Genomic DNA, 11,473 nt, shown 5'->3' with positions numbered 1-11,473 from the left:
AGCGCCACCACGAGATCGCCGCGTTCGATCCGCGCCGCGATCAGTTCCTCGCAGACGCGCTCGAACATCGAATAGCTTTTCGAGGCCTCGCCGGCCGGCACGATCACGCAATTCGCCGCAATCCCCGCGGCGGCGAGCGCGGCCTGCGCGGCGGCGAGATGGCTCTCGGCAACGACTTCGTCGGTGACGATCGCGGCGCGCGCACCGGGACGCAAGGCGGCAACACGCTGACCGAGACCGGCAAGCAGTCCCCGCCCAATGACGATGTCATAAGCCCGCCCGGCGAGCGCGACCTGGACAACGACAGGATCGATGGTCCGCAGGGGCGCCGTCATGGCGTGACGCTCTCCCGGGCGGAAAAATGCGCCAACAGCGCCCGCACCACCTCGTTCACCATGATCTCGTGCGACACATCGCGTGACTCGATCGTGACGTCGGCTTGCGCATAGACCGGATAACGCTCCTCGATCAGTTTCTTCAGTGTCCCCTCCGGATCGGCATTGCGCATCAGCGGCCGGTCGGTGCGGCGCCTGATCCGGCGCAGCAGAATGTCGAAATCCGCCTTCAGCCAGACCGACACACCCTTGCGGCCGATCAGCTCGCGCGTGCCGGCATTCATATAGGCGCCGCCGCCGGTCGCAAGTACTTGCGGTCCGCCATCGAGCAATCGCGCGATCACCCGCGCCTCGCCGGAGCGGAATTCGGGCTCGCCGCGGGTCTCGAAGATTTCAGGGATGGTCATGCCGGCAGCCGTCTCGATCTCGGTGTCGGCATCGACGAATGGCAGGGCGAGCCGCGCCGCAAGCTTACGGCCGACCGAGGACTTGCCGGCGCCCATCATTCCCACCAGCACCAGCGAACGGTGGCCAAGTGCATCGAGGACCGCGGCCTCATCGGTGCGGGACGCGCTATGGACGAGGGGTTGCGGCATGCAGTCGGATGGCCTTCCTTGCGGCTGAGGGCGGACTATAGCACAGACCGGCGATTGCAAGGCCGCCCGTGCAAGGCCGCCCGCCTTGTTCCCGGCATCTTGCGGGGTCATCCTTGTCAGATCAGAACGAACATGGTGCTACTCGCGCCAGCCGCTCCGTCGATCCGGAACCGAGCCGTCGAAAACCGCCATGCCCACCCTGTTCCGCTTCCTTGCCGTGATCGCGATTATTGCCGGGGTGATCTACGGCAGCATGCTGGCACTCGCCTTGCTGATTCAGCCGCAATCCCGCGAGATCACCGTGACGATCCCGCAGGACCGGTTCAGCAAGCAGCGCTAGCGGGACGTTTCGCCATGCCCCGCACCGCGGCTGCAGCCGGCGACAGGCAGATTGCGCTGTTTCTCGACATGCTGGCCGCGGAGCGCGGCGCGCGGCCCAATACGCTTTCCGCCTACCGCTCCGACCTCGACGAGTTTTCCGGATTTATCGCCGCGGCCGGGACAACGATTTCTGCCGCCAGCAGCGACAATATCCGCGGCTATATCGGCGATCTCGCGCGGCGCGGCCTCGCGCCCGCATCGGTGGCACGCAAATTATCCGCGGTTCGCCAGCTCTACCGTTTCCTCTATGCTGAGCGCTACCGGGCCGACGATCCGGCGGCGATTCTCGAAGGACCAAAGCGCGGCCGCGCGCTGCCCAAGACCTTGTCGGTCGCCGATGTCGAGCGCCTGATCTCGGCCGCGCGCGATCAGGTGCAGCGGCCCGAACTTTCCGCAGGCGAACGCAAGCGGGCGGCGCGGCTCTATTGTCTGCTCGAATTGCTTTACGCCACCGGCCTGCGGGTTTCCGAGCTCGTTGCACTTCCTGCCACGGCGGCGCGCTCCGACCAGCGCATGCTCATGGTGCGGGGCAAGGGCGGCAAGGAGCGCATGGTGCCGCTGAACGCAGCGGCGCGGCAGGCGATGGTGCAATATCGCGCCCGCCTGGATGAAGCCGGCTCCAACCAATCGCCCTGGTTGTTCCCTTCATTTGGACAGGAGGGACACCTGACGCGGCAGCATTTCGCCCGCGATCTGAAAGCGCTGGCCTTATCCTGCGGCTTGCGTGCGGACGCCGTCAGCCCGCATGTGCTGCGTCACGCCTTTGCCAGCCACCTCCTGCAGAACGGGGCCGATCTGCGCGTGGTCCAGACCCTGCTCGGGCATTCGGACATATCGACCACCCAGATCTACACGCATATTCTCCAAGAGCGGTTGAAGAGCATGGTCCGCGACCTGCATCCGCTCAACGATCCGAAAGCACCCTCCGGCGAGGCCGGCCGTTAACGCCGCCGCAAGGCCGCCTTGCTTGACTTGAAGGCGGCAAAGCGCCATGTGCCCCCGGCCCCGGGCCTGTCGCCCGTCATTTACCCGATCGCGATGCGCTCCTATCTCGATTTTGAAAAACCCGTCGCCGAGCTCGAGGCCAAGATCGAGGAGTTGAAAGCCGTCCAGGCCGATGGCGGCGGCGAAGTGCAGGTCGACGAAGAGATCGCGCGGCTCGAAGCCAAGGCCGCATCGACCCTCAAGGAACTCTACGAGGAGTTGACGCCCTGGCAAAAGACGCAGGTCGCCCGCCATCCGCAGCGCCCGCACTGCGTCGACGTCATTCAGGCCGTCATCGACGACTTTGTGCCGCTGTCTGGTGATCGCAAGTTTGGCGACGACGACGCCATCGTCGGCGGCTTCGGGCGGTTTCGCGGTGAGAGTGTGTGCGTGATCGGTCACGAAAAGGGCTCTACGACCGAGGCGCGGCTGAAGCACAATTTCGGCATGGCCCGCCCCGAGGGCTATCGCAAGGCGGTCCGTCTGATGGAGATGGCAGACCGCTTCGACATTCCGGTCCTGGCATTGGTCGATACTGCCGGCGCCTATCCGGGCATCGGCGCGGAGGAGCGCGGACAGGCCGAGGCCATCGCCCGCTCCACCGAGGCCTGCCTCAATCTCGGGGTGCCCAATGTTGCGGTCATCCTCGGCGAGGGCGGCTCGGGCGGGGCTATCGCCATCGCCACTGCCAACCGCGTGCTGATGCTGGAGCACGCGATCTACAGCGTGATCTCGCCGGAAGGCGCCGCCTCGATCCTGTGGCACGACACCACCAAGGCGCAGGATGCCGCCACCAACATGAAGATCACGGCCCAGGATCTGGTCCGGTTTGGCGTCGTGGACGAGATCGTTGCCGAGCCCGCCGGCGGCGCGCACCGCGACCCGAAACAGGCGATTGCCGGAACCGCAGACGCGATCGCTTCCGCCTTCAACGGCTTGCGCGGGTTTGACCGGGACACGGTCAGGAAAATGCGGCGGGACAAGTTTCTGGCCATCGGCCGCACCAAGCTATGACCCCACCGGATACCGCCGGCCGTTTTTCCTTGGGATTCTGGCGCGTTAACCCTATCCGGTTCCGGCCCGCCGTTTTGCGGCCATAATGCCGCCGTGTTAAACGCCTTAAATTGCTATCGAATTTTACCGGCCCTTCATCGAGGTGTGTTGAATCGGCTGGCATCGGGTACTTGCGCAGTCCGGGTGGGAGGGATAGCAATCCATCCAAACGGGCCGGGGATGGCTGATCGTGGGGGCTAGGGGTTTGACTGTCCGCCCTGATTTGATGCGCGCGCTGCTGGTTTCGGTCATGTTGTCGGGCGCCATGGTGCTTTCCGGCTGCAAGTCCGACGGCTCGCTGCCCTATGCCGCCGGGAAGGCGACCGCACCGATCCCTCCGAAGCTGCTTGCCGACATCGCCGACAAAAATATGGATGTCAGCTCGCCGATCCTCGTGCGCGTGTTCAAGAGCGAATCCGAGCTCGAAGTCTGGAAGCAGGACCGCACGGGCCGCTTCGCTCTGCTGAAGACCTATCCGATCTGCAAGTGGTCCGGCGATCTCGGTCCGAAGATCAAGGAAGGCGACCGGCAGGCGCCGGAAGGCTTCTACGATATCACGCCGGCGCAGATGAACCCGAACTCGCAGTTCTATCTCGCCTTCAATCTCGGCTATCCGAACGCCTTCGACCGTGCCCACGACCGTACCGGCGCGCATCTGATGGTGCACGGCGACTGCTCCTCGCGGGGCTGCTACGCCATGACCGACGAGCAGATCCTGGAAATCTTCGCGCTCGGCCGCGAGTCTTTCTTCGGCGGCCAGAAATCGTTCCAGGTGCAGGCCTTTCCGTTCCGGATGACGCCGGCCAACATGGCCAAGCATCGCAACAATCCCAACATGCCGTTCTGGCGCATGCTCAAAGAAGGCTACGACCATTTCGAGGTCACGCGCCTCGAACCGAAGGTCGATGTCTGCGAGAAGCGCTACGTGTTCAACGCCCAGGCGCCCGGCGGCACGAGCCAGCCGCTGAATTTCAGTCCGCGCGGCAAATGCCCGGTCTACGAGGTGCCGCAGGAGATCGCGGTCGCGGTCCAGGACAAGCAGCGTAACGACGAGCTGCAATTCGCCCGCCTTGCAGCGCGCGGCACGCCGACCGCGCCGATCCGGTCCGGCCGCGACGGCGGCATGCATCCGACCTTCGTCGCCAAGCTGCAACCGCGCGAAGTGGTGGACGAGCGCGGCAATGTGAAGCTCGTGGTCGACCGCAACCCGACCGGCAGCGTCGTCGCCTATAGCGCGCCGGCCTGGAACAATAATGAATTCGCCAACGCGCCGGCAGCGACCGCCGAACCGGTCCGCACGGCCGATGTCCCGGTGCCGCGCCCGGCGCCGCAGGCCCAGACCGGCACGCGTCCCGCAGCCGAGCCGAGCTTTGCCGAGAAGGTCGGAAATTTCTTCCGGTTCGGCAGCACCAAGCCGGCAGCCGCCCCTGCGCAGGTGGCCGCGGTCGAGACGCCGCGGCCCGCGCCTGCACCCAGGCGGGATAACGCCACGTCCCGGCCCCAGAATGCCGTTGGCCTGCGTGGCTCGAGCGCGCCGCAGACCGCGACGGCAGAGCCGCGCCCGGCCCAGCCCGCTGCCAGCCGTGCTCCGGCGGAAGCGGCAAATGTCAGGACTGCTGCGGCACCTGCCGCGACGCCGGCTCCTGCTGCCGCGCCTGCTCCCGCGCTTCAGCCCGGCAGCTATGGCACGCCGCCTGCGCCTCCGACCACGAGCTTCGACAGCCGCTGGAGCGCCTTCCGCTAGCGTCTTTTCGCTTTTCTTCGAATCGCGAAAAGACTCTAAGTTGTTGCGTTGGCGCGTTTTCTTCACGCGAAAAGGTGCCCGCTTCGCTCGAAAACGCTATAGCGCGGTTTCGAGTGAGTCGGACACCGGTTTGCGCGAGGAGAACGCGACAGCGCCAAAGACATATCGGGCAAAACAGAGCGCGAACGGCCAGACGCGCGAGACCAGACGCTATTCGGCACTTCCGTTCGGACCGGCCTTCAGCCTGATCTTGGTCGCAATCGGCCCGGTATCGCCGACATCCTCGACATAGCTTACCGCGTCGCCGCGCTTGAGCCGGTCGAAATCGCCGACCAGCACCGCGTTGCGGTGGAAATAGAGCAGACCGCCCTCCTTGGTGATGACGAAGCCGTGGTCGCGCTCAGGGACGATCTCGGCCACCTGTCCCATGAACTCATGTGCGGCCTCATGGGTCAGCGCAGTCTTGCGATCGGCAAGCCGCTCCTTGAACTCGCTGAGCTGGCGCGCGGCGATGCGGAACGCCTCGTTGATGGCGTGATGCAGATCGGGGCGCTGATACTTGCGCTGCAGGTGCTCGGGCTCGTGCGAGACAACGATATCCTTGTAGCCCGGCAGACTGATCTCGATCCGCACCACGGGAGGGATCGTCTGATTGGAATTGTTGGCGCGCTGGTCGACCCGGACACGGCAGGCGGTCAGCCGCTTGTAGATGTCTTCCAGCCTCGCGACCTGATTGCGGATTTCCTCTTCAGCCCAATCGGAACGCTCGACATTGTGAAAGGCAATTTCCAGGGGGACCTGCATCTTTTGCACTCACTCCGATTCGTTCGAATGAATGCCAACGCACGGCTGAGACGACTGGTTTCGGCCGCGGTTGACGACGAACCACCAATCAAAAGGCCGGGCGCGACGCCCGGCCTTGACCCATATCAGATTTCCGGAACTGCGGCGAATGTCAGCCGAAACGGCCGTGGCAATGCTTGTACTTCTTGCCCGAGCCGCAGGGGCAAGGCTCGTTGCGTCCGACCTTGCCCCAGGTGGCCGGATTTTTCGGGTCGCGCTCGATCGCACGCTGGGCGCCATTGCCGCCGGCCATGGCCGGCGAGAGCGACGCATCGGCAAGCGCCATCTCGTCCTCACCGGTGAACGGATCGATCTTGTGCGCTTCCATATAGGGAAGCTGCTGCTGTTGATCTTCCGGCGGAGCCTGCACCACCTCGACACGCATCAGCTGGCCGGTTACGCCCTCGCGCAGATTGGCGATCATGCTCTCGAACAGCTGGAAGGCCTCGGACTTGTATTCGTTCAGCGGATCGCGCTGACCGTAGCCGCGCAGGCCCACAACCTGGCGCAGATGTTCGAGCATGACGAGGTGCTCGCGCCACAGATGGTCGAGCGTCTGCAGCAGGATCGACTTTTCGACATACCGCATCACTTCCGGGCCGTATTGTGCGATCTTCGCGGCCATATGCTCGTCGGCGCGCTTGGTGATGCGCTCGCGCACCTCCTCGTCCGCAATGCCCTCCTCCTTGGCCCAGTCCTGAATCGGAAGGTCGAGATTGAGGATGTGCTTGACGGCGTCCTGAAGGTTGGCGGTGTCCCATTGCTCCGGATAGGCATTTTCCGGGATGAACCGCGACACCAGATCGTGGATCAGCGCGTGGCGCATCTCGGTGACGGTCTCGCCGACATTCTCGTCCTTCATCAGCTCGATGCGCTGATCGAAAATCACCTTGCGCTGATCGTTGGCGACATCGTCATATTTCAGGATGTTCTTGCGCAGGTCGAAGTTGCGGGCCTCGACCTTCTGCTGGGCCTTTTCCAGCGCCTTGTTGATCCAGGGATGGATGATGGCCTCGCCCTCTTTCAGGCCGAGCTTGGTCAGCATGCCGTCGAGCTTGTCCGACCCGAAGATGCGCATCAGGTCGTCGTCCAGCGACAGGAAGAATTTGGAGCGGCCGGGATCGCCCTGACGGCCGGAACGGCCGCGCAGCTGGTTGTCGATGCGGCGGCTTTCATGGCGTTCGGTGCCGAGCACGAACAGGCCGCCGGCGGCCAGGGCCTTTTCTTTCAGGCGCGCCACCTGGTCGCGGATTTCCTGGGCGCGCCGCTCGCGCTCCTCGCCCTCGACGCCCTCGAGCTCCTGCTTGATGCGCATATCGGCATTGCCGCCGAGCTGAATGTCGGTACCGCGGCCGGCCATATTGGTGGCGATGGTGATGGCGCCGGGCACGCCGGCCTGCGACACGATATAGGCCTCCTGCTCGTGATAGCGCGCGTTCAGGATGGCGAACACCTTCGCCTTCTGAGCCCCTTCATCGCCGGTGTAGAGTTTGGCGAAGGCGTTGGGATCGGTGAAATCGTGCTGCTCCCAGCCCTGCTTGCGCAGCATCTCGGCCAGCGTTTCGGACTTCTCGATCGAGGTGGTGCCCACGAGTACCGGCTGGCCCTTCTGCTTGCATTCCTCAAGCAAGGCAATGATGGCGGCGTATTTCTCGCCGTTGGTGCGATAGACCTCGTCGTCCTGATCGTCACGGATCATCGGACGGTTGGTCGGCACCTCAACCACACTGAGCTTGTAGATGTCGAGAAACTCGTCGGCCTCGGTGAGCGCCGTGCCGGTCATGCCCGCAAGCTTGTCGTACATGCGGAAATAGTTCTGGAAGGTGATTGAGGCGAGCGTCTGGTTTTCCGGCTGAATCGGCTGGTGCTCCTTGGCCTCCAGCGCCTGATGCAGCCCTTCCGAGTAGCGGCGCCCCGGCATCATGCGTCCGGTAAACTCGTCGATGATGACCACCTCGCCGTTGCGGACGATGTAATCCTTGTCGCGCTGGAACAGCTTGTGGGCGCGCAGCGCCTGGTTGACATGGTGGACGGTGGAGACGTTCTCGATGTCGTAAAGCGAGTTGCCCTTGAGAAGGCCTGCCTCGCGCAGCGCCTGCTCCATCTTTTCCATGCCCGCTTCGGTGAGATTCACCGTGCGTTGCTTTTCATCGATCTCGTAGTCCGACTTGTCGAGGCGCGGGATATAGGCATCGATGGTGTTGTAGAAGTCGGAGCGATCGTCGAGCGGACCGGAGATGATCAGCGGCGTGCGTGCCTCGTCGATCAGGATCGAGTCGACCTCGTCCACGATGGCATAGACATGACCGCGCTGGACCATATCCTCCAGCCGGTACTTCATGTTGTCGCGCAGATAATCGAAGCCGAGTTCGTTATTGGTGCCGTAGGTGATGTCACAGTCATAGGCTTTCTTGCGCTCCTCGTCATCGAGCCCGTGGACGATGACGCCGGTGCTCAGGCCAAGGAAGCTGTAGATCAGGCCCATCCATTCGGAGTCGCGCTTGGCGAGATAGTCGTTGACGGTGACGACATGAACGCCCTTGCCGGCGAGCGCGTTCAGATAGACCGGCAGCGTGGCGACCAAGGTCTTGCCTTCGCCGGTCTTCATCTCGGCGATGCCGCCCTCGTGCAGGATCATGCCGCCGATCAGCTGGACGTCGAAATGACGCTGGCCGAGCACACGCTTGCCGGCCTCGCGGACCGTGGCGAATGCCGGGACCAGGATATCGTCGAGGGTCTTACCCTCGGCGAGCTGCTTTCGGAATTCGTCGGTGCGCGCACGCAGCTGATCGTCTGAGAGCTTGGCGATTTCGGGCTCCAGCGCATTGATCGCCTGGACGCGCGGCTGGTAACCCTTGATCCGCCGGTCATTGGCGGAGCCGAACAACTTGCGGGCGACTGCGCCAAGCATGCGAAATCCTTTTCTTTACGTCGTCTTTGGTCGGGCGCGCGGAACCGCGGTTCGGCTCCAGAGCTCCAGCACACGAAATTTTGACACCGCAGAGAACCGGCAGGCCGAAAGACCGCGAATCCACCCCGGAAACGATCCCGGCCGCGCGCCCGAATATAGCGGATCATGCGCAAAATCGGGGGATGCGGCCGGAAAGTAGTGGAGAAATAGGAGGGGGTCAGACCCTTGTCAATCAGCGCCAAACACCCGGTAAAGGCCACGCAATTGCCGAAAATTAAGGAGCATCGGCCATTGCCAAGCCCTATCGCTTGGGTAAGTGTCCGCCGCGAACCGCGGCAGGCTGCCCGTCCTTGAAGGAACCTCCATGACAAAAATCCGTCCCTCCTCGTTTTGGCTGCCTGTGCTCGCTGCCGCCGTGTTCGCAGCGGCTTTCCCGCTGACGGTCCAGGCCCAGACCGATCCGGTGGTCGCCAAGGTCGATGGCACCGAAATCCGGGAAAGCGACCTGCAGGCGGCCGAGGACGACATTGGCGCGCAGCTGCCGCCGATGGCTCCTGACGCCAAGAAGGACTACCTGACCACCTACGTCGCCGACATGATCCTGGTGTCCAAGGCCGCCGAGGCCAAGAAGCTCGGCGACACCGACGAATTCAAGCGCAAATTGGCGCTGGCCCGCACCAAGCTGCTGATGGAAGCGCTGCTGCAGAATGAAGCCAAGGCCGCTGTCACCGACGAGGCCATGAAGAAGGTCTATGCCGAAGCCATCAAGGATATCGGCAACGAGCAGGAGGTCAGCGCCCGACATATCCTCGTCGAATCCGAGGATGAGGCCAAGGCGATCGCCGCCGATCTCAAGAAGGGCGGCAATTTCGACGCCATCGCCAAGGAGAAGTCGAAGGATCCGGGCTCCAAGGATTCCGGCGGCGACCTCGGCTATTTCAGCAAGGACCAGATGGTTCCGGAATTCGCCGAAGCCGCCTTCAAGCTCGACAAGGGCCAGATTTCCGATCCGGTGAAATCGCAATTCGGCTGGCACATCATTCGCGTCGACGACAAGCGCGCCAAGCAGCCGCCCGCCTTCGATCAGGTCAAGGACCAGATCGAGAATTTCGTGCAGCGCCGTGCGCAGGCCGAACTGATCCAGAAGCTGCGCGCTGAGGCCAAGATCGAGAAGCTTGGCGAGAAGCCTGCCGATCCGGCTGCAAAGCCAAACGCAGCGGCGCCCGCGAAGAAATAGCCGCACAGCCACAGCATCAGGATAAGCGGGACGCGACAGCGTCCCGTTTTATTTTTGTCGTGGTCCCGCTATGACGTGAGCCGCCCGCAGTCACCGGGCGATGAGGCCCGCCCATGTCCACCGCCGTTTCTCCCCTCGCCCCGACCGACATTCCCGAACTGCCCGCGATCGATGGCGTGCGCGTCGCCACCGCCCAGGCCGGCATCCGCTACAAGAACCGCACCGACGTCTTGTTTGCCGCCTTCGACGAGGGAACGACGGTGGCCGGGGTCTTCACCCGCTCGAAATGTCCGTCGGCGCCGGTGGAATGGTGCCGCGCCCGCCTGAAGCGGGGGTCGGCGCGCGCGCTGGTGGTCAATTCCGGCAACGCCAACGCGTTCACGGGGAAAGCGGGACAGGCGGCGACGCAGCTCACCGCAAAACTCGCCGCCCAAGCGAATGGCTGCCGCTCTGACGAGGTGTTTCTCGCCTCCACCGGCGTGATCGGCGAGCCGCTCGACGCCACCAAGTTCGACACCGTGATGCAGACGCTGGTCGAAAGCGCCGGGCCCGGCCGCTTCCTCGATGCGGCCAAGGCGATCATGACCACCGATACCTTTCCAAAGGTCGCAACCGCGCAGGCCCGGATCGGCAAGACCCTGGTCACGATAAACGGCATCGCCAAGGGCGCCGGCATGATCGCGCCCGACATGGCGACGATGCTGTCCTTCATCTTCACCGATGCGCCGATTGCCGGATCGGCGCTGCAGAAGCTTTTGAGCGAAGGCGTCGTCGACACCTTCAATGCCGTCACCATCGACGGCGACACCTCGACTTCCGACACGCTGCTGGCCTTTGCGACCGGCGCCGCGGAGGCGCGCGGCGCGCCGCGCATCGCACGCGCCGGCGACCCGCGCCTGAAGTCTTTTCGCAAGGCGTTCAACGACGTGCTTGCAAACCTGTCCGAACAGGTGGCGCGGGACGGCGAGGGCGCGCGCAAGCTGGTCGAGATCAAGGTCGAGGGCGCCGTATCGGACAAGTCGGCGCGGCGCATTGCGATGTCGATCGCCAATTCGCCGCTGGTGAAGACCGCGATCGCCGGCGAGGACGCCAATTGGGGACGTGTGGTCATGGCTGTCGGCAAGGCCGGCGAGCCCGCCGATCGTGACAAGCTATCGATCTGGTTCAACGGCATCCGCGTCGCCACGAAGGGCGCGCGCGATCCGTCATATGATGAAGCGAAGGTTTCTGAATCGATGAAAAAGCCGGAAATCGAGCTGAAAGTCGCGCTCGGCCTCGGCAAGGGGCGCGATCGCGTGCTGACCTGCGACCTGACCAAAGACTACGTCGCAATCAACGGCGACTATCGCTCGTAATTGCGACGATTTTTGTAAGCCGCCGTTAAGAGGC

At 63.8% G+C, this 11,473-nt stretch carries 9 protein-coding genes and 1 pseudogene; 6 read left to right on the top strand and 4 right to left on the bottom strand.

The genetic code is table 11. The features are described 5' to 3' along the window. Window positions 1–335: pseudogene (locus tag ACK41X_RS10195) on the bottom strand (3-dehydroquinate synthase); the annotation flags it as partial. Then, a complete protein-coding gene (locus tag ACK41X_RS10190; RefSeq protein ID WP_409722215.1) occupies window positions 332–931 on the bottom strand; it encodes a shikimate kinase in 600 nt (199 codons plus the stop codon). The gene ACK41X_RS10190 and the pseudogene ACK41X_RS10195, both read right to left, overlap by 4 nt. A 190-nt stretch (window positions 932–1,121) precedes the next feature. Between ACK41X_RS10190 and ACK41X_RS10185 the strand changes: the two genes are divergently transcribed. From ACK41X_RS10185 to ACK41X_RS10170, 4 genes are all read left to right on the top strand, one after another. Next, window positions 1,122–1,271, top strand: coding sequence for a histidine kinase (locus tag ACK41X_RS10185; RefSeq protein ID WP_409722212.1), 150 nt, complete (start codon window positions 1,122–1,124; stop codon window positions 1,269–1,271). Window positions 1,272–1,285: 14 nt separating this feature from the next. Then, window positions 1,286–2,257, top strand: a complete 972-nt coding sequence (locus ACK41X_RS10180) for a site-specific tyrosine recombinase XerD (RefSeq protein ID WP_409722209.1) — start codon at window positions 1,286–1,288, stop codon at window positions 2,255–2,257. Window positions 2,258–2,350: 93 nt separating this feature from the next. After that, window positions 2,351–3,310 (top strand): acetyl-CoA carboxylase carboxyltransferase subunit alpha, encoded by a 960-nt coding sequence (locus ACK41X_RS10175; protein ID WP_409722224.1) that lies wholly within the window; start codon window positions 2,351–2,353, stop codon window positions 3,308–3,310. A gap of 244 nt (window positions 3,311–3,554) precedes the next feature. Continuing rightward, the gene (locus ACK41X_RS10170; RefSeq protein WP_409722206.1) at window positions 3,555–5,093 is read left to right on the top strand and encodes a hypothetical protein; all 1,539 of its coding nucleotides are present in this window, start codon (window positions 3,555–3,557) and stop codon (window positions 5,091–5,093) included. Window positions 5,094–5,303: 210 nt separating this feature from the next. Here ACK41X_RS10170 and ACK41X_RS10165 read toward each other — a convergent pair whose 3' ends face one another. Both ACK41X_RS10165 and secA read right to left on the bottom strand, forming a co-directional pair. Further along, on the bottom strand, window positions 5,304–5,897 hold the full coding sequence (locus ACK41X_RS10165) for an HPF/RaiA family ribosome-associated protein (protein ID WP_409722204.1): 594 nt from the start codon (window positions 5,895–5,897) through the stop codon (window positions 5,304–5,306). Between the two features lie 151 nt (window positions 5,898–6,048). Beyond that, window positions 6,049–8,847: a preprotein translocase subunit SecA gene (gene secA, locus ACK41X_RS10160; protein WP_409722201.1), complete on the bottom strand. Its 2,799-nt coding sequence runs from the start codon at window positions 8,845–8,847 to the stop codon at window positions 6,049–6,051. Window positions 8,848–9,211: 364 nt separating this feature from the next. On the opposite strand from secA, the gene ACK41X_RS10155 reads away from it, so the two are divergent. Both ACK41X_RS10155 and argJ read left to right on the top strand, forming a co-directional pair. Further along, window positions 9,212–10,084: a peptidylprolyl isomerase gene (locus ACK41X_RS10155; RefSeq protein WP_409722198.1), complete on the top strand. Its 873-nt coding sequence runs from the start codon at window positions 9,212–9,214 to the stop codon at window positions 10,082–10,084. A gap of 113 nt (window positions 10,085–10,197) precedes the next feature. Then, window positions 10,198–11,439, top strand: a complete 1,242-nt coding sequence (gene argJ / locus ACK41X_RS10150; protein ID WP_409722195.1) for a bifunctional glutamate N-acetyltransferase/amino-acid acetyltransferase ArgJ — start codon at window positions 10,198–10,200, stop codon at window positions 11,437–11,439. Window positions 11,440–11,473 lie beyond the last annotated feature (34 nt).

Source organism: Pseudorhodoplanes sp. (genome assembly GCF_046289595.1).
Taxonomy (GTDB): Bacteria; Pseudomonadota; Alphaproteobacteria; order Rhizobiales; family Xanthobacteraceae; genus Pseudorhodoplanes.
Note: the sequence above shows the minus strand (reverse complement) of the source record. Positions and strands in the feature narration are given on the sequence as shown.

Coding starts and splice junctions, on each gene's coding strand:
- ACK41X_RS10190 (WP_409722215.1), bottom strand. CDS start 931: ATGCCGCAACCCCTCGTCCATAGCGCGTCCCGCACCGATGAGGCCGCG.
- ACK41X_RS10185 (WP_409722212.1), top strand. CDS start 1,122: ATGCCCACCCTGTTCCGCTTCCTTGCCGTGATCGCGATTATTGCCGGG.
- ACK41X_RS10180 (WP_409722209.1), top strand. CDS start 1,286: ATGCCCCGCACCGCGGCTGCAGCCGGCGACAGGCAGATTGCGCTGTTT.
- ACK41X_RS10175 (WP_409722224.1), top strand. CDS start 2,351: ATGCGCTCCTATCTCGATTTTGAAAAACCCGTCGCCGAGCTCGAGGCC.
- ACK41X_RS10165 (WP_409722204.1), bottom strand. CDS start 5,897: ATGCAGGTCCCCCTGGAAATTGCCTTTCACAATGTCGAGCGTTCCGAT.
- secA (WP_409722201.1), bottom strand. CDS start 8,847: ATGCTTGGCGCAGTCGCCCGCAAGTTGTTCGGCTCCGCCAATGACCGG.
- ACK41X_RS10155 (WP_409722198.1), top strand. CDS start 9,212: ATGACAAAAATCCGTCCCTCCTCGTTTTGGCTGCCTGTGCTCGCTGCC.
- argJ (WP_409722195.1), top strand. CDS start 10,198: ATGTCCACCGCCGTTTCTCCCCTCGCCCCGACCGACATTCCCGAACTG.